Origin of the sequence: Paracandidimonas soli (genome assembly GCF_004342005.1) — a bacterium.
In the GTDB taxonomy this organism is placed as follows: domain Bacteria; phylum Pseudomonadota; class Gammaproteobacteria; order Burkholderiales; family Burkholderiaceae_B; genus Paracandidimonas; species Paracandidimonas soli.
Genome location: NZ_SMBX01000003.1, coordinates 100,463 through 122,419, shown reverse-complemented (window position 1 = coordinate 122,419; position 21,957 = coordinate 100,463). Strand labels below are relative to the sequence as shown.

At 60.5% G+C, this 21,957-nt stretch carries 25 protein-coding genes and 1 tRNA gene; 9 read left to right on the top strand and 17 right to left on the bottom strand.

The features are described from left to right. Nucleotides 1–24: 24 nt before the first annotated feature. Nucleotides 25–1,794, top strand: coding sequence for a M61 family metallopeptidase (locus EV686_RS07585; protein WP_132475152.1), 1,770 nt, complete (start codon nucleotides 25–27; stop codon nucleotides 1,792–1,794). Nucleotides 1,795–1,857: 63 nt separating this feature from the next. Continuing rightward, nucleotides 1,858–3,003, top strand: coding sequence for a GGDEF domain-containing protein (locus EV686_RS07580; protein WP_132475147.1), 1,146 nt, complete (start codon nucleotides 1,858–1,860; stop codon nucleotides 3,001–3,003). Between the two features lie 47 nt (nucleotides 3,004–3,050). Here the strand turns inward: EV686_RS07580 and EV686_RS07575 are convergent, their stop codons facing one another. After that, nucleotides 3,051–3,941: an NAD(P)/FAD-dependent oxidoreductase gene (locus EV686_RS07575; RefSeq protein WP_132475145.1), complete on the bottom strand. Its 891-nt coding sequence runs from the start codon at nucleotides 3,939–3,941 to the stop codon at nucleotides 3,051–3,053. 126 nt (nucleotides 3,942–4,067) lie between these two features. On the opposite strand from EV686_RS07575, the gene folB reads away from it, so the two are divergent. Both folB and ttcA read left to right on the top strand, forming a co-directional pair. Continuing rightward, nucleotides 4,068–4,439, top strand: a complete 372-nt coding sequence (gene folB / locus EV686_RS07570; protein WP_132475144.1) for a dihydroneopterin aldolase — start codon at nucleotides 4,068–4,070, stop codon at nucleotides 4,437–4,439. A 68-nt stretch (nucleotides 4,440–4,507) separates the two neighbouring features. Continuing rightward, the gene (gene ttcA, locus EV686_RS07565) at nucleotides 4,508–5,434 is read left to right on the top strand and encodes a tRNA 2-thiocytidine(32) synthetase TtcA (protein ID WP_377748288.1); all 927 of its coding nucleotides are present in this window, start codon (nucleotides 4,508–4,510) and stop codon (nucleotides 5,432–5,434) included. A gap of 80 nt (nucleotides 5,435–5,514) precedes the next feature. Here the strand turns inward: ttcA and grxD are convergent, their stop codons facing one another. The 4 genes from grxD to hemA form a co-directional block, all read right to left on the bottom strand. Further along, a complete protein-coding gene (gene grxD / locus EV686_RS07560) occupies nucleotides 5,515–5,847 on the bottom strand; it encodes a Grx4 family monothiol glutaredoxin (protein ID WP_132475140.1) in 333 nt (110 codons plus the stop codon). Nucleotides 5,848–5,883: 36 nt separating this feature from the next. After that, nucleotides 5,884–6,726: a peptide chain release factor N(5)-glutamine methyltransferase gene (gene prmC, locus EV686_RS07555; protein WP_132475139.1), complete on the bottom strand. Its 843-nt coding sequence runs from the start codon at nucleotides 6,724–6,726 to the stop codon at nucleotides 5,884–5,886. Nucleotides 6,727–6,728: 2 nt separating this feature from the next. Further along, nucleotides 6,729–7,811 (bottom strand): peptide chain release factor 1, encoded by a 1,083-nt coding sequence (gene prfA, locus EV686_RS07550; RefSeq protein WP_132475137.1) that lies wholly within the window; start codon nucleotides 7,809–7,811, stop codon nucleotides 6,729–6,731. Between the two features lie 74 nt (nucleotides 7,812–7,885). Continuing rightward, a complete protein-coding gene (gene hemA, locus EV686_RS07545; protein WP_132475135.1) occupies nucleotides 7,886–9,160 on the bottom strand; it encodes a glutamyl-tRNA reductase in 1,275 nt (424 codons plus the stop codon). Between the two features lie 208 nt (nucleotides 9,161–9,368). On the opposite strand from hemA, the gene EV686_RS07540 reads away from it, so the two are divergent. Both EV686_RS07540 and EV686_RS07535 read left to right on the top strand, forming a co-directional pair. Next, nucleotides 9,369–9,444: transfer RNA gene (locus EV686_RS07540), tRNA-Phe, on the top strand. Nucleotides 9,445–9,635: 191 nt separating this feature from the next. After that, entirely contained in the window at nucleotides 9,636–10,913 is a 1,278-nt protein-coding gene (locus tag EV686_RS07535) for a tyrosine-type recombinase/integrase (RefSeq protein ID WP_165972539.1), read from the top strand. A 322-nt stretch (nucleotides 10,914–11,235) separates the two neighbouring features. Here the strand turns inward: EV686_RS07535 and EV686_RS07525 are convergent, their stop codons facing one another. The 10 genes from EV686_RS07525 to EV686_RS07480 all read right to left on the bottom strand — a co-directional run bounded on the left by EV686_RS07525 (nucleotide 11,236) and on the right by EV686_RS07480 (nucleotide 19,243). Continuing rightward, nucleotides 11,236–11,646: a hypothetical protein gene (locus tag EV686_RS07525; RefSeq protein ID WP_132475130.1), complete on the bottom strand. Its 411-nt coding sequence runs from the start codon at nucleotides 11,644–11,646 to the stop codon at nucleotides 11,236–11,238. Continuing rightward, nucleotides 11,643–12,617, bottom strand: coding sequence for a hypothetical protein (locus EV686_RS07520; protein WP_132475128.1), 975 nt, complete (start codon nucleotides 12,615–12,617; stop codon nucleotides 11,643–11,645). Before EV686_RS07520 ends, EV686_RS07525 begins: the two co-directional genes overlap by 4 nt. After that, complete coding sequence (locus EV686_RS07515) at nucleotides 12,614–14,428, bottom strand: DNA cytosine methyltransferase (RefSeq protein ID WP_132475127.1); 1,815 nt, start codon at nucleotides 14,426–14,428, stop codon at nucleotides 12,614–12,616. Before EV686_RS07515 ends, EV686_RS07520 begins: the two co-directional genes overlap by 4 nt. After that, nucleotides 14,425–14,817, bottom strand: a complete 393-nt coding sequence (locus EV686_RS07510; protein WP_132475125.1) for a hypothetical protein — start codon at nucleotides 14,815–14,817, stop codon at nucleotides 14,425–14,427. The genes EV686_RS07515 and EV686_RS07510 overlap by 4 nt, the downstream gene beginning before the upstream one ends. After that, nucleotides 14,807–15,133: a hypothetical protein gene (locus tag EV686_RS07505; RefSeq protein WP_132475124.1), complete on the bottom strand. Its 327-nt coding sequence runs from the start codon at nucleotides 15,131–15,133 to the stop codon at nucleotides 14,807–14,809. Before EV686_RS07505 ends, EV686_RS07510 begins: the two co-directional genes overlap by 11 nt. Further along, nucleotides 15,130–15,549: a DUF4406 domain-containing protein gene (locus tag EV686_RS07500; protein ID WP_132475122.1), complete on the bottom strand. Its 420-nt coding sequence runs from the start codon at nucleotides 15,547–15,549 to the stop codon at nucleotides 15,130–15,132. The genes EV686_RS07505 and EV686_RS07500 overlap by 4 nt, the downstream gene beginning before the upstream one ends. After that, nucleotides 15,546–18,287 carry a toprim domain-containing protein gene (locus tag EV686_RS07495; RefSeq protein ID WP_243650790.1) on the bottom strand — a complete coding sequence of 914 codons (2,742 nt, stop codon included), beginning with the start codon at nucleotides 18,285–18,287 and terminating at the stop codon, nucleotides 15,546–15,548. The genes EV686_RS07500 and EV686_RS07495 overlap by 4 nt, the downstream gene beginning before the upstream one ends. A gap of 62 nt (nucleotides 18,288–18,349) precedes the next feature. Beyond that, entirely contained in the window at nucleotides 18,350–18,763 is a 414-nt protein-coding gene (locus EV686_RS07490; protein WP_132475120.1) for a hypothetical protein, read from the bottom strand. Further along, nucleotides 18,756–19,016: an Ogr/Delta-like zinc finger protein gene (locus tag EV686_RS07485; RefSeq protein WP_165972557.1), complete on the bottom strand. Its 261-nt coding sequence runs from the start codon at nucleotides 19,014–19,016 to the stop codon at nucleotides 18,756–18,758. Before EV686_RS07485 ends, EV686_RS07490 begins: the two co-directional genes overlap by 8 nt. Nucleotides 19,017–19,036: 20 nt before the next feature. Then, nucleotides 19,037–19,243: a hypothetical protein gene (locus tag EV686_RS07480; protein ID WP_132475117.1), complete on the bottom strand. Its 207-nt coding sequence runs from the start codon at nucleotides 19,241–19,243 to the stop codon at nucleotides 19,037–19,039. Between the two features lie 137 nt (nucleotides 19,244–19,380). Between EV686_RS07480 and EV686_RS07475 the strand changes: the two genes are divergently transcribed. Genes EV686_RS07475 through EV686_RS07465 form a run of 3 tightly spaced genes read left to right on the top strand, consistent with a single transcriptional unit; the run spans nucleotide 19,381 to nucleotide 20,453 of the window. After that, on the top strand, nucleotides 19,381–19,731 hold the full coding sequence (locus tag EV686_RS07475; protein WP_132475115.1) for a transcriptional regulator: 351 nt from the start codon (nucleotides 19,381–19,383) through the stop codon (nucleotides 19,729–19,731). Nucleotides 19,732–19,755: 24 nt separating this feature from the next. Next, entirely contained in the window at nucleotides 19,756–20,097 is a 342-nt protein-coding gene (locus EV686_RS07470) for a hypothetical protein (RefSeq protein WP_132475114.1), read from the top strand. 8 nt (nucleotides 20,098–20,105) lie between these two features. After that, on the top strand, nucleotides 20,106–20,453 hold the full coding sequence (locus EV686_RS07465) for a hypothetical protein (protein ID WP_132475112.1): 348 nt from the start codon (nucleotides 20,106–20,108) through the stop codon (nucleotides 20,451–20,453). Between the two features lie 6 nt (nucleotides 20,454–20,459). Here EV686_RS07465 and EV686_RS07460 read toward each other — a convergent pair whose 3' ends face one another. Then, a complete protein-coding gene (locus EV686_RS07460) occupies nucleotides 20,460–21,500 on the bottom strand; it encodes a contractile injection system protein, VgrG/Pvc8 family (protein WP_132475111.1) in 1,041 nt (346 codons plus the stop codon). Continuing rightward, nucleotides 21,497–21,952: a phage tail protein gene (locus EV686_RS07455; protein ID WP_132475109.1), complete on the bottom strand. Its 456-nt coding sequence runs from the start codon at nucleotides 21,950–21,952 to the stop codon at nucleotides 21,497–21,499. Before EV686_RS07455 ends, EV686_RS07460 begins: the two co-directional genes overlap by 4 nt. Nucleotides 21,953–21,957 lie beyond the last annotated feature (5 nt).

The following is a 21,957-nucleotide window of genomic DNA, read 5'->3' as shown; positions in this document are numbered from 1 at the left end:
ATGCCGACCGCATACTATAGCGGAATGAAACACAAGCCCTTACTTTACCGCGTAACGCCTTCCGATCCCGCCGGCCATCAATTGCAGGTTTCCCTGATCCTGAAGGATCCCGATCCCGCCGGCCAGTTGCTGTCCATGCCGGCATGGATTCCCGGCAGCTATCTCATCCGCGACTTTTCCCGCCACGTGACGCAAATACGCGCCAGCGCGCGCGGCAAGACCGTCCCCATCCGCAAGACAGGCAGCCATGCCTGGCGCTGCGACCCCGCCGACGGGCCGCTGCATGTGGACTACACGGTCTATGCCTGGGATCTCTCCGTGCGCGGCGCGCACTTCGACGAAACCCATGCATTCTTCAACGGAACCAGTCTGTTTCTGGCGCCGCAGGGCCGCACCGGCCGCCCCTGCCTGCTGGAGTTGCTGCCGCCGCCGCACACGCGCCGCTGGAAGGTCCATACCAGCCTGCCCGAAGCCAGGAATCACCCCGCCTGCGCACGGCGCCACGGCTTCGGCATGTATCTCGCCCCTAATTACGATGCCCTGATCGACCATCCCGTCGAAATGGGCACGCCGCAAGTCGCCCGCTTCCAGGCCCACGGCGCGGAGCATGAACTGGTATTTACCGGCGTGGCTCCCAATATCGACCTTCCGCGCATGGTGCGCGACATCCGCCGCATCTGCGCTGCGCAGATCGCGCTGTTCGACCCGGAGCACAAGCGCGCGCCATTCCTGGATTCGTCCGACCGCTATGTCTTCATGACCATGGTCACCGGAGACGGATACGGCGGACTGGAACACCGCAGCTCCACGGCGCTGATGACTGCGCGCGCCGACCTGCCCACCGTGGGACGCGAGCCGCAGGACGAAGGCTACCAGCGCTTCCTCGGCCTGGTCAGCCATGAATACTTCCATACCTGGCACGTCAAACGCATCAAGCCGGCCGCTTTCGCCCCTTACGATCTTGCGCGGGAAAATCATACGAAACTGCTCTGGGTATTCGAGGGATTCACTTCCTATTACGACGATCTGATGCTGCTGCGCAGCGGCGTCATCGACGAGGCCGCATATTTCCGCCTGTTGGCTGCCACCATCACCAACGTGCATCGCGGCCCCGGGCGCCGCCTGCAAAGCATCGCCGACAGCTCCTTCGATGCCTGGACCCGCTTCTACAAGCAGGACGAGAACTCGCCCAATGCCATCGTCAGCTACTACACCAAGGGCGCGCTGGCCGCGCTGGGCCTGGATCTGCTGATACAGCGGGAAAGCCGGGGCCGGCGCTCGCTGGACGATGTCATGCGCATGCTGTGGCGGCGCTATGGCCGCGACTTCTACCGGGGCAAGCCCCACGGCGTACCCGAGGACGCCATGGCCGGCCTGATCCATGAAGCCACCGGTGTCGACGCCGCGCCGTTTCTCCAGCAATATGTCTACGGCACGGAAGACTTGCCGCTCGCATCGCTGCTGGAACATCAAGGCATACAGTTGCAATGGACCGCCGCCAGCGCCATTCCTTCGCTGGACGCCAGATTCCGCGCCAGCGGCGCAGAGGTTCATCTTGCCAGCGTATTCACGGGCGGGGCCGCCCATGCCGCAGGCCTTTCGGCGGGCGATGCGCTGGTCGCGATCGACGGCCTGCGCGTCCAGGGAACCGACGGCCTGAATGCCCTGCTGCAGGCCCGGCGCCCCGGAGACAAGGTCCGGGTCCACGTGTTCCGCCGCGACGAGCTGCGCCGCTTCGATGTCGTTCTCGGCAAACCGCCGGCTGACACCGCAAAGCTGACGCGCCAGGTATAAAATCCGTCCGCCGCGCCTTCGCATCCCGAAGGCGCCCCATGCCCCCCCCCTAGCTTCCACACAATGACAGCCCCTCACGCAGCATCGACCCGCATCAAAACACTGGCAGCCAGAAGTCTCAGCTCTCTGCGCGATGCGCTCACAAACCGTTCGCACTCCAGGGACTTCGCCTACGCGCGCGGCGACTATCTGCGCAACCGCGTCATGGTGGTGTGCGCGCTGTTCCTGGCGCTGCTGCCCTTCTGGTCCGTCATTGATTGGTTCATGCTCGCGCCGCAAAGCCTGACCTATACGCTGCCCGGCCGCGCCGTCATGCTGCTGGTGCTGATTCTTGTTTTCGTGCTGGCGCGCTACAGCAGGTTCCGCCCCCAGTTGGCCCGCCTGGCCGCGGGGCTGCTGCTGTCGGCTCCCGCCGCTTTCTATGCTCTGGTATTGGCCACCCTGCCGGAGCAGCAGCAAAGCCTCATCGGCTACAGCTTCATCCCCTACATGCTGGTCACCATGCTGGCGATCTTCCCCTTCACGCTGTTTGAATCCTCGGTGCTGGGCGCGGCGCTCATTGCGCTGCAACTGTATGCGCTGTACGTGACCGGCGATCTGATGACCGCCTCGGGACTGCAGGAGATATGGCTGCTGGCCGCGTTGCTCAGCATTACGCTGACCGCCAACTATTTCCAGCTCGGCCTGCTGCTGCGGCTTTACCGCGAGGCCACGCACGATCCGCTTACCGGCCTGCTCAACCGAGGCGCCCTGATACGGACCGCGAACCAGGCCATGCTGCGCCAGCCCGTCCCTCGCATGGCGCTGATCATGATGGACCTGGATCACTTCAAGCGCATCAACGATACCTACGGCCACGCCTTCGGAGACGACGTGCTGCGCAACTTCGCCCGGATACTGCAGCAGACGCTGGGGCCAGGAGATATCGCCTCGCGCTACGGCGGCGAAGAGTTCGTGGCCATTCTTATCGACGCCGACCGGGCAACCGCCATGGAGGTTGCGGAACGCATACGCGAGCAAACCGAAGCCGCCGCGCTGACCAGCCACGAAGGCGAGTCCGTCCGCCATACGGTCAGTATCGGCGTGGCCGCGATCAAGCCCGGAGAATCGTTCAGGGAGGCCGCCCTGCGCGCCGACCACCGGCTGTACGAAGCAAAGCGGATTTCCCGCAACCGCGTGGTGGGCGTAGATACGGCGTCCGCCGACTGAAACCCTCGTCTTTTCCGGGTGCCCGCCGCAGAAGCGTATTCACGCGCTCAAGCGGAGCCGGCCTCGATACGCGCCTGTATCGCCTTGGCAGCCGTCACGCCGTCGGCCAGAGCCGTTACTGCGCAGGGATGCTGGCGCTGCGCCACCTCGCCGATGGCATAGACGCCCGGCTCACTGGTCTGGGCGGTCTGCATCTCCGTGCGCAGGAAGCCGCGCGCGTCGCGCGCCAATGCAAAGCCGGAACATGGCGGTACGCATGGCTCCCACCCATAGAGCACCAGGATCAGATCGTATGGCCGGCCATTGACCGTACGCCGCCCGGCATCCACCTCGGCCGGGCCGTGCGCGATCCGGTCGACCGGAAACTTCCTCGCGAACTGCCGCTGCGCGCGAATCGTTCGGGCATGGACGCGCACCTCGCGCGCGCCGTGCTCCATGGCATAGAGCGCATTCTCGAAGGCATTGTCGCCGCCGCCCAGCACCGCCACGGTTTTTCCGCTGAAATCCTGGGCCGCTACGTGCGCACCCGGGCCGACCAGTATGCCGGGCATGTCTTCCGCCACTACTTGGCCGCACGTATCCTCCAGGCGCCTGGCGCGCACGCCGGTTGCCAGCACAAGGAAACGGCCCCGGGCTGTCGCGCCCCGCTCCGTTTGCAGCAGGAACCCGCCGTTTTCCTTCACCAGCCCTGTCACCCGGGACGACAGATGAAGGGGAACACCGGCATCGTCCAGGCTCTGCGCCAATCGATGCGCCACCTCGATGCCTGTCGCCCGCGGCGCCACCGCATTCCATATATCCGGATAGGGATTGGTCAGGCACAAACCGCCCACCTGCGGACCAGCCTCGAACAGCACCGGCTCAAACCCTAGGCGAGCCAGCCACACCGCGCACGACACACCCGCCGGCCCGGCTCCCACGATCAACGCATCCGTCATGGCGCCCCTTTATTGCATAGACCCTCCAGATTGTAGCGACAGAACCCGTACACGGCATATGCTGCAGTTTTTCCCGAACGGCGCGAATCGCACTACAATTCCCATCTTGCCCTAAGCCATATCGCCATGATCACTCGCCGCATTTTCTTCAGCCAGCTCGCGCTGGATGCCCGTATCGGCATCCTGGATCACGAGCTGCGCGCAACGCAGCCGCTGCACATCGATGCGGAATTCGACGTGCGCGTCTCGCAGGACGTGAACGACCAGAACATCCAGACGGTTCTGGACTACCGCCTGCTGCGCAATGCCATTGTCAATGAGTGCACGCGCGCGCACGTCAATCTGCTGGAAACCATGGTCGAGCGCGTCATGGACCATATCCTGACGGAATTTCCCGATGTGCAGCGTGTCAGGCTGCGCATCAGCAAACCCCTGGCCTTCTCCGACTGCAATGCGGTCGGCATCGAGGCCGAACGCAAACGCCAACCAGACGCATGACCGCCGCAAACGCCAATTCCATCCTTACCGACGACAGCGCGAAGGACTCTTCTTTCGACGCCGCGCAGATCGCACGCAAGAACGACCGCCAGCGCCTGGAAAACAACAAGCTGCACAAGCGCCTGATGCGCGAGACCGGCCGAGCCATTGCCGACTTCAACATGATCGAGGACGGCGACAAGGTCATGGTGTGCCTGTCGGGCGGCAAGGACTCCTACAGCCTCCTGGACATCCTGCTGACGCTGAGGGAACGCGCGCCCATCAAGTTCGATATCGTCGCCGTCAACCTGGACCAGAAGCAGCCCGGCTTTCCGGACCACATCCTGCCCGAATACCTGACGGCGCTAGGCGTTCCGTTCCATATCGAGACCCAGGATACGCATTCCATCGTGACCCGCGTCATACCGGAAGGCAAGACCATGTGCTCGCTGTGCTCCAGGCTGCGCCGCGCCATCCTGTACCGCGTCGCCAAGGAGCTGGGCGCAACCAAGATCGCCCTGGGCCACCATCGCGACGATATCCTGGGCACGTTCTTCCTGAACCTGTTCTACGGCGGCCGCATGAAGGCCATGCCGCCCAAGCTCATGTCGGACGACGGCCAGAATATCGTCATCCGCCCCCTGGCCTACGTCACGGAAAAAGACCTGATCGCCTATGCGGAACTGAAGCAGTTCCCCATCATTCCCTGTAACCTGTGCGGCTCCCAGGAAAACCTGAAGCGCAAGGAAGTCACGCGCATGGTGCAGGAATGGGACCGGAAATTTCCCGGCCGCTCATGGAACGTATTCGGCGCCCTGTCGCGCGTCGTGCCGTCGCACCTGATGGACAGTGACCTGTTCGATTTCAGCAGCCTGGCGGCAACAGGCCTGCCGGACAGCGGCGGCGACACGGCATTCGACGCCGAGGAGTTTCCCGACCTGCCCGCCATGCCGGAGGAGGACGGCGACGCCTCCCAGCCCCGCGTCATCCCCGTGACGCGCATTGCGCGGGACTGATGGCGAGGCAGTCGCCCCGTCCGTGAAGGGCTCCGGCCTCAGCCGGAGTGTCTACAGGAATGCGTCATGGCGCAGCCTGCTTATTCCGTTTCCAGGGCGCCGGCTTCTTTCAGCACCGTGGCCAGCTCGCCGCTTTCGTACATTTCCGTCATGATGTCGGAGCCGCCGACGAACTCGCCAGCGATATACAGCTGGGGGATGGTGGGCCAGTTGGAATAGTCCTTGATGGCCTGGCGGACTTCTTCGTCTTCCAGGACGTTGACCGTTGCCAGGCGCGTCACGCCGACGGCCTTCAGTATCTGGATGGCGCGGCCGGAAAAGCCGCACTGCGGGGCCTGGGCCGAACCTTTCATGAAAAGGACGACGGGGTTTTCGGTAACGGTTTCGCGGATGAAATCTTGTACGGTGCTCATGATGCTCTCTCGGTTAAACAGCTTGGACGCTCGACATTATAGATACCTGCCGCCGGAAATGCGCTCGATACCCGCCAGGTCTGTCAGGCTTTTTACATCGGCAAAGCCCGCCCCGGCCAGCATGGCGCGAACGCTAGCTGCCTGATCCCAGCCATGCTCCAGCCAGAGGGAGCCGCCCGGGTTCAGCCAATGCGCGGCGCCATCGACGATGGCACGCAGGGCCTGCAGCCCGTCCGCCCCATCGGTCAGGGCCATCGACGGCTCGAAACGCAGGTCGCCCTGCTCCAGGTGACGATCCCGGCTATCGATATACGGCGGGTTGGACACGATCATGTCGAAACGCGCCTGCCCTGCCAGAGCATCGTACCAGTCACCATGCAAGAAGCATACACCCGCAGACAGGCGCCGCGCATTATCCTGCGCCAGAGCCAGGGCCTCGGGGCTGGCGTCCGTCGCCACGATCTCCAGCGCAGGATTGGCCAGCGCAATGGAAACGGCGATCGCCCCGCTGCCGGTACCCATGTCCAGCAAGCGCCGCACCCGGCCCGACCCGGCCTCGGCCAGCGCATGTTCCACCAGATGCTCGGTTTCCGGACGCGGGATCAGCACGGCGGGCGACACGCGAAACGCATGCCCCATGAACTCGCGCTCGCCCAGCAGGTAGGCCATGGGCTCGCCCGCCTGCCTGCGCTGCCGCAATTGCAGGAAGCGCTCCACATCCTCTTCGGCCAGCGTATCGGCATCGTGCGCGATCAGCCAGGAACGAGGCTTGCCCAGCACATGCTGCCAGAGCAGCTGGAGCTCGGAACGCGGCAGGGAGGCATCCCGCAGCGTTTCCCGGATCGTCCTGGTGCCGCCGCCAGGCAGAGTCCCCGGCATGATCAGGCCTCATCCCCCAGGGCGGCCAGCTGCTCGGCCTGGTGTTCCGACAGCAATGCGTCCAGCAGCTCGGTCAGGTCCCCTTCCATAATCTGGCCCAGCTTGTACAGCGTAAGGTTGATGCGATGGTCCGTCATCCGGCCCTGCGGGAAGTTGTAGGTACGGATCCGCTCCGAACGGTCGCCCGAACCCACCAGGCTCTTGCGCTGCGCGGCCTCCTGGCTCTGCTGCTCCTGCATCTGCTTGTCCTTCAGGCGGGCGGCCAGAACCTGCATGGCCTTGTCCTTGTTGCGGTGCTGGGAGCGGTCATCCTGGCACTCGACCACCAAGCCGGTCGGCAAGTGCGTGATGCGCACGGCGGAATCGGTCTTGTTGATATGCTGGCCGCCGGCGCCGCTGGCGCGGAAGGTGTCGATGCGCAAGTCCGAGGGACTGATGACGATATCGCTCTGCTCGTCCGCCTCGGGCAACACCGCCACCGTGCAGGCCGACGTATGGATGCGCCCCTGGGCCTCGGTTTCCGGCACGCGCTGTACGCGATGCGCACCCGACTCGAACTTGAGACGGCCATAGACGCCGTCGCCCTCGATGCGAACGATGACCTCCTTGTAGCCGCCGATTTCCGCGCCGTGCTCGGACATGAACTCGATGCGCCAGCCCTGCGTTTCCGCGTAGCGCATATACATGCGCAGCAGATCGCCGGCAAACAGCGCGCTTTCATCTCCGCCGGTGCCGGCGCGGATTTCCAGGTAGACGCTGCGGCTGTCGTCGGGATCGCGCGGCAGCAGCAGGCGCTGCAGCTCCGTCCCCATGGCTTCCAGCTTTTCCTTGCCGAGCTGATATTCCTCTTCGCCCATTTCACGCAGATCGGGATCGGACATCATGTCCTGGGCGGCGCGGATATCCGCCTCGGTAGCGCTGTAGGCCTCGAACGCAGCCACTACAGGCTCGAGTTCGGAACGCTCGCGCGAGAGCTTGCGGAAACGGTTCATGTCGCCGGCGGTTTCGGGCTCGGCCAGCAAGGCATCGATTTCGATCAATCGGCGGGCCAACTGCTCCAGCCGATTGCGCATGGAATCTTTCATAGTGGATAAGGTAAGAGAAACAGCCGGCCCTCAAGCCGGTGATGCATGCACGACAGGATAACAGCGGATCGCCGCTACCGCTGGCGATGGCTACGCGGCATGAGACGGGGAAGAATGGTCAGCAGTTGCTGACGCTCGGCGCTTTCGCTGCGATTCAGGGCGGACAGCGGGCCGTGCATGTACTTTTGCGTCAGGCCATGCGCCAGCTGTTCCATGACTTCTTCGGGCGATACGCCGCGCGCCAGAAGCCGGCGCGCGCGATCGAGTTCATGCATGCGGACTTCGTCGGCCGCCTGCTGGAAATCGACGATGGCTGGCACCGATGCGCGGGACTCCAGCCAATGCATGAAATTCTGGACCCGGGTCTCGATGATGGCTTCGGCCTGCACGACAGCCGCCTTGCGGGAATCGGTGCCGCTCTGCACCATGCGGCCGAGATCGTCGACCGAGTACAGGTAGACATCGGCCAGCCGGCCGACTTCGGGTTCGATATCGCGCGGCACCGCCAGGTCGACCATGACCATGGGACGATAGCGGCGCTGGCGCGTGGCCCGCTCGACCATGCCCAGGCCGAGAATCGGCAAGGAACTGGCCGTACAGGAGACGATGACATCGAAATCCGCCAACTGATCGGGGATCTCGGCCAGCGTCATGGTCTTGGCGCTGATGCGCGTCGCCAATAAGTCCGCCCGCTCCAGCGTGCGATTGGCCACCATCATCTGCCGCGGCTGCACCGCAGCGAAGTGAGTCGCACAGAGCTCGATCATCTCGCCGGCGCCGATGAACAGCACACTGGCTTCCGACAGGTTGCCGAACACGCGCTCGGCCAGCCGCACGGCGGCTGCGGCCATGGATACGGACTGCGCGCCGATGGCGGTTTGCGAACGGACTTCCTTGGCGACCGAGAACGTACGCTGGAACAGCTGGTGCAGCAGCGTGCCCAGCGCGCCGGCCTCGTCCGCCGCGCGGACGGCGTCCTTCAGCTGCCCCAGGATCTGGGGTTCTCCCAGCACCATGGAATCCAGTCCGCTGGCCACGCGAAAGGCATGGCGCACGGCATCGTTCTGCTGGTAACGGTACAGGTGCGGCTTGAGCGCCCCGGCTTCCAGCCGATTGTGCTCCGCCAGCCAGGCGGGCAGTTGCTCGGAGACCTGGGGTTCGGCCGCACAGTAGATTTCCGTGCGGTTACAGGTGGACAGGATGGCGGCTTCTCTTACCGATGCCCCGAATGCCGAGCGCAGGCCGTCGAGCGCAGGCTTGAGCAGGTCTGACGAGAACGACACGCGCTCCCGCACCGCCACCGGGGCGGAGACATGATTCAGACCGAAGGTAAGGACATCGACAGCCATTGAGATCCGTACGCCGACGACAACCAGCCGCCGGCAGCGAAACATTATGTTATTTAACGCGTTAGATTATAGACCGAGGCGCAGGATACACCTACTGATCACCAGGGAATACCCTAGGTTTACTGCTTTTCCTAAAGGAAGCGAAAAAATTTTGTGGCGTAAGTCGCACAGTCGGAAATTTTCGTGTATAGTTTCGCCTTTCTCGGTTGGCCTTGTAGCTCAGTTGGTAGAGCAGAGGATTGAAAATCCTTGTGTCGGTGGTTCGATTCCGCCCAAGGCCACCATCGAAATGCCCAGCGTTGCCCAACAACGCCCAGAAACCCGCACCAGCATTGACTGTGCGGGTTTTTTGTTGCCCAATGACGCCCAAGTTTGCCTAGAGACAGCAAGCGATTTTGACAGTACATTTGACAGTACCCGGCGCGTACCAGAGCCACCACCTCAAAAAATACTGTCATTTCACCGAAAATCGCACATGGCCATCCTCGCTAAACTGACCGATTTCGCATGCAAACAAGCCAAGGCTGGCGACAAGGTACGCCGTATCACCGATGGCGGCGGCCTGTACCTGTTGATCGAGCCCAAAGGCTCAAAGTACTGGCGTTTTGACTACCGTTTCCACGGCCGTCGCCAGACACTCGCGCTGGGCACATATCCAGAAGTCAGCCTCCTGCGAGCAAGAGAGCTCCATCTGCAAGCGCGCAACCTGCTGGCCAAGGGCGTCGACCCTATGCAACAGCGAAAGGTGGACAAAGTCCGCTCCGCACTGTCGACCCAGAACTCTTTCCAGGCTGTCTCCGATGAGTACCTCGCCAAAAAAAAGCTGATCTGGTCCGCCTCCCATTACAGTAAGGTCTCCAGCCGCCTCAAGCGCGACATCTATCCTTGGCTGGGATCGCTGCCCATCAGCGAGATCCGCGAGCCTGAACTGCTGGCGGTCTTGAACCGGATCGAGGGCCGCGGCGTCATCGAAACCGCCCACCGCGCCCGAGAAAACTGCGGCCAGGTATTCCGATATGCCATCCAGACCGGTCGCGCCACGCACAATCCGACCATCAATCTACGTGGCGCGCTACAAACCGTAAAAGCCAAGCACTTTGCCGCAATCACCGATCCTAGCGATTTCGCCCGGCTTCTGCATGGGATGTACTCTTACCGCGGGGAACTGGTGACACGGTGCATTCTGCGGCTGTCTGCCCTGCTCTTCCAGCGTCCCAGCGAACTCCGTCTGGCCAGGTGGCGCGAGTTCGACCTGGATGGAAACAAATGGGGAGCGCCAATGTGGGAGATTCCGGCCGAACGAGAAGGCCAGCAAGGCGACACAAAGATCTCGCTGACAGGCTGGGAGTCACATCTTGTCCCGCTGCCGCGCCAAGCCGTCGAGATCCTGAAAATACTGAAACCCGTCACCGGCGACAGCGGCATGGTGTTCCAGTCACCGATCAAGCCAAGGCAGCCCATTAGCAACAACACCCCGATGGCAGCAATCAAAAAGCTTGGTTTTCAGGGACAAATGACGGTACATGGATTCCGGGCATCTGCCAGGACAATGGCCGCTGAACTGCTCCGCGTAGACCCTGAATTGCTCGAGCTGCAGATCAGCCACAAGGTGTCCGACAGTCTTGGCCGTGCATACAACCGCACCACCTGGTTGAAAGAAAGGGTCGCTCTCATGCAGAAATGGGCCGACTATCTGGATATGCTCGCCGCCGGCGACAACGTGATTCCGCTGCGCCGGACGGTGAATGCGTAGGGGTTATTGCTTTTCTGCCGGGTCTCTCCGGTAACCGATAGGATCCTGCAGCCAAAGCAACAGATCCTCCCCACGGTAGCAGGTGCAGCGAGGGCTGAGCTGAACTGGCGCTGGCGCCGTACCATCAATCACCCGCTTACGCCATGTCTCACGCGAAACCGGCACCAGATCTTTGATGTCGCTCCAGCGATATAGGCCATCTGGGCTGATAGCAACCGCGCTCATAGAAGCTCCATCACAAACAGAATTTTCCAAAAAACAGGCGGGACTGTTGCCATAAACGCCAACACAAGAAGAATCCAGGCAAATTTTCGTTTGATCCTCATGCCCGCTCCTTTGCCGCAGCGAGTGCTTCGCTCTCGTAGCGAATAAACTCAGTCTCCGCCCACGTGCATGCCTGTGTGATGCAATTCTCGATGGTGTCAGCCAGGAAAACCTTATGCTTGTACACGCCGCCTGTTGACCAAAAGTGCGCGGAGCCATCTTTGTGAAAGTGGAAATTGCGCGGTACGGGGAACGAAAACTCAGCGATGAACGGCATTCGATATTCATTGCGAGCCAGAAAATCAAGCAGATCGCCCCCTAACATTCCCACGCCTTCCAGCTTTCCATCGTCCGCCCAATCGACCAGCAGATCGGGAGGGCTATCTACATCAATGCCGCCCAGCCAGATGGCGGCGACCATTGTCAGGTCGGCATCCAGCATACGTTGTGCGAGCTCCTTCTTGTTCATGATTTCTCCTTCGGCGCAGCGCGGGCGGCGTCTACGTATTCGATCAGTTGCGAGACGGAACCGACCCTGGCTTGCGTCGCCAGAGCGACTATTCCGGGAGCCTCGTTTTCCCAACATTTCAGGACGTGTCGCCAGCGCTCCGCATCTTCCCGATCTTGCCCGCTGGCCTGGGCGGCAACGGGCGAGGCGTAGAGCGGCTCGACATGCAGAAATTCGCCCGTGGACGGCACCTCGTGTGGCATCACAGCGTAGGTTGACCAGCCCTCTTCATCGCACTCCCGGCATAGAAAAGCCACCGGCCCCTGCCCCACCGCAGCATTGTCCCGCTCAATCTCTCGGCCAGCCTCGATACCAGCGTGCCATGCTGATTGTTCGGCTTCGGTGACGGCCAGGCCTACAGCGTGCGACTTGCCACAATCTATCGCTCCTGCCACTCGAGATATAAGCGCTGCTGCTGTGTCGTCATCCAGTCCTGCACTGCGGCACATTTGCAGTGCTACGGAATCAATATCTTTAAGGTCTTTCATTGGGTTCTCCTGTTGAATAACGATTCTGTTGCGCTCGATCTCGTCGATTTCAAAAATAATGTCCGCCAGCCAGCCACGCAGCCGCGCTATCACCGCCTCTGCCGCGTCGGCGCGAACCTTTTCATCCGAATATGCGTCTCGCATGGCACTGCTGCACGCCAATGCCGCGCCACGATGGTTGATCCAGTAGGCTTGATGATGTTCAAGATTGGCGCGTAGACCATCTATCTCCGCTGCCTGGGCCCTAACCTGCTCGGCGGTCAGGGGAAACCACGTTTCTAGGCTGCTGTCTTCCCGCCAATCGGCGGGGTAGGCGGCAAGATGTTCCATCATGGCATCAATGTGGTCAGAGGCTGCATTCATGATGCGGATGGTTTCATTGCCACTGCGTAAGTACGGGCCATCCCGCAGGAGCGAAGCCAGCTTCTGTGTGTCGGTGATCATGACTCCATGCCTCCCTGTACAGCAATTGCCGTTGCGATAGGGCGCACCCATATCGGGGTGCTGGATAGCTGGAATGTCTCACCCGTACGAGATAGCAGGATTGCGCGGCCGATTTCCTCGGCGATAGCCTTGGCCGCCCGGCGCGGCACCGCGTTTCCGATGCGTTCGCGCCAAGCCTGGTCGGATGAGCCGAACAGCAAGAACGGATCGGCGCCGGCCTCGGCGTAATCGTCGGGGTCGAAGAAGCTCTGCAGGGCGGCCAACTCCAGCGTCGTGAAGGGTCGGTGCCAGGTACCGTCCAGTGCAGTGATGCGGCATATCAGACGATCATCGGGGGCAGGCATTGGCCTGGGGTCGGCGACAGACCAGCGGCCGTTATCGTGGCAGGCAGATGCGGATACGGCGCCGCTGTGCTGATCCCAGCCGACGACGCCATAGTGACCTCCGGTCAGGTAGGCATCGCCCTGGCTGCGCTGCATTCCGGGCCGGGGATCGGCAACTGCGAACGCGCCCTGGCCGGTGGTGCTGCCAGCGATGACGGTGCCGCTCGGGTTCTGCCAGCCGGTGACGCCGTACTTGCCGTATGTCGGGCCGGACCGCCGTGGATCTGCCACGCATTGCCCGGTACCGTGGGCGCTGGTCACGGCGCGCGCCGCCTCGTCGTACCGCACGATGCGAAACTCATTGCTGTGCTTTGCCGGTCCTTGGTGGCGCGGGTCCGCCACGCTGAACGAACCCTGGCCTGGAGACTTGACGCCGCTGATTGCACCGCTGGTATCTCCCCAGCGCCGCACCCCATAGGCTTGACCGTCCTTCCAGGCAGCGGACGGATCAAAGCGAGGATCCGCGATCGAGAATGCGCCGTTGGTCGGCAGGCCCCTGCTGGTGACAGTGCCTGCAGGTTGGTCCCATTCGCGCACGCCCAGGTACCCGCCATGGGCTTCAGGGACAATCATGTAATCACGTAGGTTGCCATTCTCAACGGCGAGCTTGTTCAGGCTGCGCCAGTCGCTGCCGGCCTCGACAAACGCCAGCCGTACCCAAGTTTTCCACGATAGCGAAGGGACGCGGTGCATTGGGCCTGCGGACAGGTCGCCTGGTAGGTGCATGCGGTCCAGGATCTCGCCTACACCACGCAGCGGGCGCTTGGGCGGCTCGTAGATGAATGCCGGAATTTTTTCGGCGTGCCGCGCGATCAGCAGGAACCGCTTGCGGCTCTGCGCCAAGCCGCCCAGTTCGCCGCAGTCGTGCGTGGTCTCGCGCACGATGTATCCGTAATGGCGCAGCATGCTGGTGATCTGGTCCAGCAGGTGGCGTCCGCGCGTGGCGATGCGCGGCACGTTCTCGAACAGGATGACCGGCACCGGGTCGCTGGCCCAGGCTTCCAGCATCAGCCATACACCGCGCAGGGTCAGTTCGTTCAGCGCCTGGTAGCGCGCTGTTCCGGCGTGCGCCGCCGGCAGCAATCCCGAAAACCCTTTGCATGGCGCAGACAAAAATACGACATCCGGGGTCTGGTGCTGCGCAGCTGCGCGCACATCGTCTGGCATGGCTTCGACCCACCCGGGCGGCGGCTCCTGTCCATGCCATTTCAGATACTGCCCGCGGCTGAACAGATCCCGCACCGCGCACGGCACACCGTTGAGCATGCGGAAGTCTTCCGCGCCCGCCGCGTCGACGTCCATGCCGCCCAGGCACACCATACGTCCCTGCAAACCAGGGATTTCAGGGCGGGCATCGCTGAACCCTGCCGCGCCGCTGCCGGATCCGCAGTACATGTGAAAGTGCTTGATTTCTGAAAGATTACTCATGCCTTACCTTCCTCCAGCTCTGCCTTGATCTGAGTTTGCACGACCAGATCTCGTGCGTCGTCGTGCTCCATTGACATAGCAGCCTCACGCAGGCGCGGCAGGGCCTTCTTCACCTCTTCCAGGTTGAAGGCAGTGATGGGCATCGAATAATGCAAGGCACCCACCAGCATGCGTAGCGGGGCCAGGGGCAGCGGTTTGTTGTGCCTGGTGGACCACATATCGAACATGTCGATCAAGCCGTCTATGGCCTCCCACAAGGGGTATGGGTGACCGTTTCCATCGATGTAGATAGGCTCGCCTCGCTCGTCGACCGGCAAAGTGCCGGTTTCCTCGACCTGGGTGAGTATTTCTTCGAGCGGGCCTAATGTAAGTTGGCTTTTAACAATCATGGGAATCCTTATCGGCCTGGGCCGGTACGGTTTGCGGGCTCTCTTCTTCATAGTCGTCGCGGTCGCCGGCGGCGAGACGCATGCGATCCGCCTGTGCGAGAGGGAAATAGGTAATGGATGGGGGATGGGTCTTGGCGGCATCGATGGAGGCCAAAGCGGTGTTCCGGAGGCAAGTTGCCAGAGCTGGATCCGCCAGAGCTGCTTCGAGCGGAACCGTCAGGCGCGAGAGTGCATGGGCGTCGATCATCTGCTGCAGCGATGCGGCCAGTAACGACCTGCCAATGCGTCTGCCAGGAACCAAGATGTGGTGCTTCATTTTGGCTCCCCAGTAGCTTGGACATTACTATCGCCGTGGCGATGACAATGAGCCGTCTTGTCTCGGCCAGATGCCAGGTCTACTCCGAACCAGCGCGGTTTACGTCCGCCAAGCCTTGTCGGTAAAAACGCGGATGCCTCAATCACCTGCATGCCAAGCTGGCTGGCGATATGAAACTCGAGCCGCGCGCCGCGCGATATCGTCCAATTGGGCAACAGGCAGATGCTGTCGCAGGTCACCAGCGCTTGAATATCGATCTTCATGCACTCGTGCCAAGAGGCATTGGGATCCGTATTCAGCTCTGCTGGGTTGATCACCGTATGGCCGGCGGCGCGAAGTGATGCTGCAGTTGCGTGGAAAGCTGGAAAGTTGAGATCCGGGATCCCCGTCATGGGGCCTGCGATATAGATTTTCATGGCGCCTCCTTTAAGAAAATCCAGCAGCGCTCCGAGGTGCTGCCTTTGTGGTTGATATTTCGGGCGTGAATTGCGCTGTTGACCACGCGCTGCCCGTCATAGCGGTAGCGGCGGCTGGTCTTGAGCAGGTTCTTGAGGTCGCGCAGAGGGGGAACTTGCTGCCTGTGGTCGGCGGCAACCATGACAAAATGATTGAAGTTGATAGCGATTTCGCGCTCTGGATTACGCGAATGGTTCAGACGTGGCTCGATATCGTCGTCTCCATTCAGGAACTCGTACATGTCCCAGAAATCGATTACCAGCGGGTGGTCGGAGTTCGTAGCCATCTGGCGCTCCACCGCCATGCGAACGATCTGCTCATGCAGCTCAGCGTGCTGCTCGTCCGTGATCTTGATAACGAGGCGTAGCGCGTCGGCCAGGGCCATAAGCTGGCCGTGATTTTTTGCGATCCGGACTGTCCGGATATCCGGGTTTTCAAGTAACCAGTTCTCGTATATAGGTGCCTTCTCGTTCAGGATGGCCATGACCGCGGCTTCGCGTTTTGTCGCTGCCAGAATGAACCCGGAGACGCAGGCAACGTCCGTGCGAGAAAGCTTATTTGCTGCGGCCTTGGTCGTGGCCGACTGCCCCGCTCGGTCGAAATACAGATGCATGATCCGTGTCATGATCGCTTCCGACCCAGACACCTGATTGTTCTGGCTGATGACAATCGCGCCCCTGAATGGCGGCTCATATGTTTCGTTGCCGCCGGTGGCCATGCCTCGGGAACGGATGCTTCGACCGTTGTAGGCGGTTTTCAGCTCGTCCCAGTCGAACGTCTTGACGTGACTCTTCCCCTCGCCTGTTACCTCACGATCCGATTCGATCAGCACAACAGGCAGACCGGATACCTGTGAGAAATTGCGCGCACGGCCAGCATTGGTAGATTTTGAGGGGTCAAAGCCTTCATAGTGGCTACGACCGAACAGCTTCCACAGGAACTCGATCAGCGTGGATTTCCCGGCGCCGGCCTCCCCCACAATCTCCATGAATGGGTAGCTATCCTGTGCTTGCCGGATCTGCTCGCAGAACAGCGTGCCAAACCAGAACGCCAAGGCGGCAAGCCCCTTGGAACCGAATGCCTCATAGATTTGGCTAACCCATTCAGTCTGGTATTCGTGCGGCTGGGAGTTGATCTTGAGTTCGACGGACTGATTCAGACTCTTGACCGATAGCTGGCCGATATCGAAGTAATCTTCATTGTTCAGCGTATACAGGCTGCCGTCTTTCATGGCGACGTCGCCCAGCACATAGCAGCTCAGATCGCGGCTGTAGCCGATGAAATCGACAGTTTCCACCCGCTTGATATTGAACAGCTGGTTTTTCATCGAGCGTTCCAACTGCTGGTTGCTGCCCGTATAGACCGCGCCTGGCGCAATGCCCAGCAGACGCTTCTTGAACTCGCTGGCGGTGGAGACCTGAGAGCTGGTGAAGGTGTTCTTGACGGGCTTTCCGTCATGGGGAAATGTGACGCGAAAGTAGTACCAGGACTCGTCAGTGATCCGGTTCTCCTGAAAGTACAGCGGCACTGGAAGGCAGTTCGCAATCTCCCGGATGCTGTTGGATTCGTTCAGGGCGCGTTCCCGCAACTCGTCGTCACTCAGCCCGCCGTTTTCTTCGCCGATCCGGTTCAGGGCATGCTGGTATTTGTCGACGTCCAGCTTGAACCAGTACAGACGGTTGCTGTGTGCGAACTCGAACTCCGTATGGTTGTTGCTGTTGTTGTAGATCAGCAGGCCTTTTTCACTTGCTGTCTTTGCTGTGAGCAGCGCACCTTCGTGCAGGTAGCGCTTGAGGCCCTCCTGTGAGAGGTGCAGCTTCTCGGGGTCTTCCTGTGCTCGATCGAGCAAATGCAGGTCGCTCCAGTCTTGTTGGGTACGGCCCCGCTGGGGAATTACCGCTGCCTGGCAAAGCCAACCTTCAGACTCGGCTCGTGCCTTCCACTTTCTTATGTACCTTCTGCCGGCCTCATTGCCGTCCAGCGCCCAGACCAGCACAGGGAGCGTGGACCCTGTTGGCCTGTTCGCTTTGAGCTCGGCCAGCGCCTTCTCTGGGTAGTTGTTACATGACATCAGCGACAACGCATCAATGCCGTGATGCATCAACGCGATGGCATCGAAAATCCCTTCCACCAGCCAAAGCTTCTGGGAATTCAGCGGATGTACGCCCGGCGGCACCCACCACTGTCCTTGGTAGCTACCGCCGTACTTGAATCTGGCCTTTTTACCGAAGCGGCCGGGCTGGTCGATGAGCCGTTCCCACCAGGTATCGCCAATCTGAAAGCGGACCGTGGCAGTGCCGGCGTTGAGCTTCTGGTCGAAATAGGTTTCCTGGGTATAGCAGCCACGAATTTTTGAAATGTCGAAGCCTCTGTGGATGGACAAGTAGGCTTCCGCTGCGGCGTTGGGGTTTTTGGGAGTGGATGGATATCGGCTCGACCATTGCTCGAACAACTGGGGATATAGCTCCTTGATGTGGATCTCGTACCCACAGTTGTTGAGCCGCCCGCACCGAACAACCCAGGGTGCATCGGCTTTGGTATAGAGCTCTTTGCGGCTGCACGATGGGCAACGTCCCTGACGCAACCAACCGCCACGTTCCTTGAATTCGAACTCGGCGAGATGGGCCAATGCGTCGGTAAGTAGATCCGGGGACATGCTCATAAGGAAGTCAATCAAAAGGTGGTCGTCGCCCGGCACGCGCCAAGTTCCGCGCGTGCCGGGGTCGGCAAGGTCCGGGCCGCTAGGCCTCTGGGGGTTTGCTACTGGGGGGTGGCCGTGCCGGCCATCGCCGCCGAGTAGGACGGCGTGCGTATGGGCGCCATGTCGGCGGTGGACAGAAGTCGGCGGATATCAGCCATGGAGAACACGCGCTTGCATCCGCGCGAGGGATCGTTGACCACCAGCATGTAGGCGGTGCTGTTGTCCAGGTCCAGGGTTAGCGCTGCACCCCGGCTTTCGTACTCGCACAAAGCGCGGGCTGCGATGGTTTCGGCCGTCTGCTCGGCCATTGGGTGAAGGTCTACGAGGTAGGCCATGGCCCGCTTGAGCAGGTGCTTCCGATCAAGGTGGGAGCCGGCATGCTTCTGGATGAACCCCAGGGCACGGATCTGCAGCCCGTCTTGGATGTCCCGGACCTGGTGCAAGTCGGTAGGTGTATGGCTGAAGTTATTCATCGAAGATGCTCCGTTGAGAGGTGGGATTAAGCAGGTCGTGCACACGCTCGACCTCATTGCGAGGCAAAACCGGTAGATCCACGAGTGGATTGGGCAGGCCGCTCGGCGCGATCGTGCGCACGGCTTCCAGGGTGGCTACCCATGAGTGGCCGCAAACCAAGTTCTGGCAAAGGAAGTACACGTCGCGCAGCGTGGGGCTTTGTTCGACGGAGGTCCGGATCTGGGCGCGAGAGCCGCAGTGCGGGCACCGCATGCCTATTCGCTTGGCCATGTCTATTTGCCCGCGGTGCTGCCGATAGACGCCAGTCGCTCTTTCAATCCAATGCGCACGCAAATACGTGCTGTATCGGCAAGGGAACGCTCTTCGGCTTCGGCCAGTTGTTCAATCTCGCGCATAAATTCGGGGTCGAGACGAAGACCGATCATGCGATTTTTCGCGGTTTTTGATGCGCGCGGCACTGCCTTGGTGTTATGTTTCATGGTGTGACACTCGATAACAATGGAGACGGTTGTTATTTTGGTACGCAAATACGTACCTGTCAAGCACTTGAAACGAAAAAGGTAAACAAATGAGTAACTTTGGCTCGAGACTGGCAGAGGAGCGCAAGAGGCTAGGGATGAACCAAACCGATTTCGGCGCGCTGGCGGGCGTACTGAAACAAGCCCAGCTCACCTATGAGAAAGGAACGCGAAAGCCCGATTCCGCCTACTTAGAAGCAGTGTTCGCTCACGGGGTGGATGTCACGTATCTCGTCTCAGGTAAACGGGCTTTATCCCAGGCCGATATGGAGCGCGAATTGGACCTTCTTTCTACGGCGTGGCAAGCGCTGGACGAAGCCCTACTCAGCGCGGGGAAAACAATGCCAGCAGACAAGAAACGTCTAGCCGCCGAAGCGCTATATCAAGCTGTCAGGAGCGGGGATGGTGAAGCAGCACCGTTGGCGAAACTGCTTATAAAGGCTGCTTGAACCGACCTGATGGAGATATACCGCATGGCGCATGATCGATATAGCAACGTGACGAGCATCAGCAGCAAGAAAGACAGGGCGCAGAAACACGACAATTTTTTGCGGCTTGCGGGGCAACTGGTCGCTGAGAATGCTGTGAACAACAATGCATCCCGCCAGCGCATAACGGGCGACCAGAACGTCCAGATTTCATCTGATCCGGTATCAATGCAATGCATTCAGGGCAGCGGGAACATTCAAATTGCAGTGTCTGGCGCCGATCTCGCCTTGGTGCTCGAGCAGTTATTGAGAAAAACGGCGCTCAGCGACACCGATAAAAAAAGGAAAAGTGTCAGTGACATTGTTAGTGTGATTCAACCAAGTTAGGAGCCTGTATGAGAACCCTTCCTATCCAGAAACGAGCAATCACCGGCCTGCTTTGTGCTGTTGCCATGGCATTCTCGCTTGCCACGGCATTGGCTGGAGAAACGAAATACACGATCACGAAAGACGAGGCCATGGGCCCGATCAAACGTACTGTAGAAGCCACGTTGCCTGAAAAGGTTGATGAACAAACACTGGGCCAGCTTGCCACCGAGATCAAGGAAAGCAGCAATAAGAACTTCGGCTTCACTTTCATCGGGTGGAGAGTCGAAGGCGAAAAGTCGGATACCTACTGGGCCAACACGAGGTTTGATCCGGACATGAAGATCACGATAATTGGCGAGCCGGTGGCAAACTAGCGGTGTTTACTCAAGTTCGATAGCGTCATCTTCCGCACTGGCGTCTTCTTTATCGAACATTTCTAAATCCAAGTTCGTTGTCAAGCCAGATTCGTCCACACTATGCGTGAGCTCCCGAATCAACCACTCAATTTCATTGATAGGTGATTTCATGTCCGGGAACAGAATCTTGTGTTGTACCGAAAGTTGAGGTATTCCGGCAGCCATGACGAAGCGCATGGTCGACAGCCCACGACGGATGCGTTGCCATTCGGATTGTGCTGCCGCCAGTGCATCTACCTCATTGGCATATGTGTCGCGCAGATGCTTCACATTCCCCGTCACGCCCACCATTACACTGCGACGCACCTGCTTGCGCGGATCCATCCAAAATGCTTTGACGCCGGTATAGGCGTCCCGGCCAGTAGTTAGAAACTCATGCTGATCACCATCGCGGCGCAATACTTCCCACACTGGCATATCCTGGCCGCTGGCCGTTTTTGCACCCCGCACGGGCATGAAGAGCAGCTTTCCATCTTTGATCGTGGCCACGGCATCGTAGCGCTTGCCAACACGTTTTAGGAATGCAGCGTCGGATTCGTTCGTTTGATCGATGTGCTTGATTACCTTGTTGGCAAATTCCTGGCCCACTACCGCCGTCAGGCCGTGGGCTAGGGCAACTTCATTGACGACCTGGCGAATGGTCTTCCCATGGAAGCTGCGCTCGGTGCGAGTGCGTAACGGGCCAGTCATATCGGCGCTTCGTGCGCGTAGGGAAACCATATCAGGCGCGCCTCGGTGGCCAGTCTCATCGACCGTAAAGCTCCCCTTGTCGACCAGTCCGGTGGTGCTCCAGCCCATGGCTAATCGAATTACGGCTCCTCTGGGCGGGATCTCAAGCAGTCCGTCGTGGTCGCTTAAATTCAGGCTGAGTTGATCGGCCTGATCGTCGCGGGTCTCTGTCAACGACAGCGACATAAATCGAGGGTTGATCAGGTCGGCAAGGTCGCGGCCATCGAGCGAGATACGCCATATCGGCCGCGGGTACGCGGGGCTGAACAGACTCATAGGAGCTCGCCCAAAGAGGTGCCAGCGGGGCCGAACTGGGGCAGCTTCAGGTCGCCCAAGAGCTGATCGGCCTGGTCTTCGTCGATGCGGGTCAGGTTCAGGCTGAATTCGATCTTGCGGCCCCGGCCATGCCGGCTCAAGTAGGTGTGGGTTTCGTCAAAATCGGCCAGTATGTACAGCCCATGGAACACGCCTAGACCGTCAACCAACGTGAAAGCTTTGCCAGTATTACCCATGTCACGCAGCATCTTGAGGGCGACACTGCTGCCCATCTGGCCGGGCGCGATCCAGCCCGGTAGAGTCAGCGTTTCATCACCGAGACCGACATACTGATATCCTGCGCGTGCGCCGACACGTGAATTCGCTGTGTGACGCCAATTGGTCCGGCGCTGCAACGACATGTGCGCCGCCGTGTGGATACTGAATATGAACATGCCCAGGGCCATCATCATAACTG

Coding starts and splice junctions, on each gene's coding strand:
- EV686_RS07585 (WP_132475152.1), top strand. CDS start 25: ATGAAACACAAGCCCTTACTTTACCGCGTAACGCCTTCCGATCCCGCC.
- EV686_RS07580 (WP_132475147.1), top strand. CDS start 1,858: ATGACAGCCCCTCACGCAGCATCGACCCGCATCAAAACACTGGCAGCC.
- EV686_RS07575 (WP_132475145.1), bottom strand. CDS start 3,941: ATGACGGATGCGTTGATCGTGGGAGCCGGGCCGGCGGGTGTGTCGTGC.
- folB (WP_132475144.1), top strand. CDS start 4,068: ATGATCACTCGCCGCATTTTCTTCAGCCAGCTCGCGCTGGATGCCCGT.
- grxD (WP_132475140.1), bottom strand. CDS start 5,847: ATGAGCACCGTACAAGATTTCATCCGCGAAACCGTTACCGAAAACCCC.
- prmC (WP_132475139.1), bottom strand. CDS start 6,726: ATGCCGGGGACTCTGCCTGGCGGCGGCACCAGGACGATCCGGGAAACG.
- prfA (WP_132475137.1), bottom strand. CDS start 7,811: ATGAAAGATTCCATGCGCAATCGGCTGGAGCAGTTGGCCCGCCGATTG.
- hemA (WP_132475135.1), bottom strand. CDS start 9,160: ATGGCTGTCGATGTCCTTACCTTCGGTCTGAATCATGTCTCCGCCCCG.
- EV686_RS07535 (WP_165972539.1), top strand. CDS start 9,636: ATGGCCATCCTCGCTAAACTGACCGATTTCGCATGCAAACAAGCCAAG.
- EV686_RS07525 (WP_132475130.1), bottom strand. CDS start 11,646: ATGAACAAGAAGGAGCTCGCACAACGTATGCTGGATGCCGACCTGACA.
- EV686_RS07520 (WP_132475128.1), bottom strand. CDS start 12,617: ATGATCACCGACACACAGAAGCTGGCTTCGCTCCTGCGGGATGGCCCG.
- EV686_RS07515 (WP_132475127.1), bottom strand. CDS start 14,428: ATGAGTAATCTTTCAGAAATCAAGCACTTTCACATGTACTGCGGATCC.
- EV686_RS07510 (WP_132475125.1), bottom strand. CDS start 14,817: ATGATTGTTAAAAGCCAACTTACATTAGGCCCGCTCGAAGAAATACTC.
- EV686_RS07505 (WP_132475124.1), bottom strand. CDS start 15,133: ATGAAGCACCACATCTTGGTTCCTGGCAGACGCATTGGCAGGTCGTTA.
- EV686_RS07500 (WP_132475122.1), bottom strand. CDS start 15,549: ATGAAAATCTATATCGCAGGCCCCATGACGGGGATCCCGGATCTCAAC.
- EV686_RS07490 (WP_132475120.1), bottom strand. CDS start 18,763: ATGAATAACTTCAGCCATACACCTACCGACTTGCACCAGGTCCGGGAC.
- EV686_RS07485 (WP_165972557.1), bottom strand. CDS start 19,016: ATGCGGTGCCCGCACTGCGGCTCTCGCGCCCAGATCCGGACCTCCGTC.
- EV686_RS07480 (WP_132475117.1), bottom strand. CDS start 19,243: ATGAAACATAACACCAAGGCAGTGCCGCGCGCATCAAAAACCGCGAAA.
- EV686_RS07475 (WP_132475115.1), top strand. CDS start 19,381: ATGAACCAAACCGATTTCGGCGCGCTGGCGGGCGTACTGAAACAAGCC.
- EV686_RS07470 (WP_132475114.1), top strand. CDS start 19,756: ATGGCGCATGATCGATATAGCAACGTGACGAGCATCAGCAGCAAGAAA.
- EV686_RS07465 (WP_132475112.1), top strand. CDS start 20,106: ATGAGAACCCTTCCTATCCAGAAACGAGCAATCACCGGCCTGCTTTGT.
- EV686_RS07460 (WP_132475111.1), bottom strand. CDS start 21,500: ATGAGTCTGTTCAGCCCCGCGTACCCGCGGCCGATATGGCGTATCTCG.
- EV686_RS07455 (WP_132475109.1), bottom strand. CDS start 21,952: ATGATGATGGCCCTGGGCATGTTCATATTCAGTATCCACACGGCGGCG.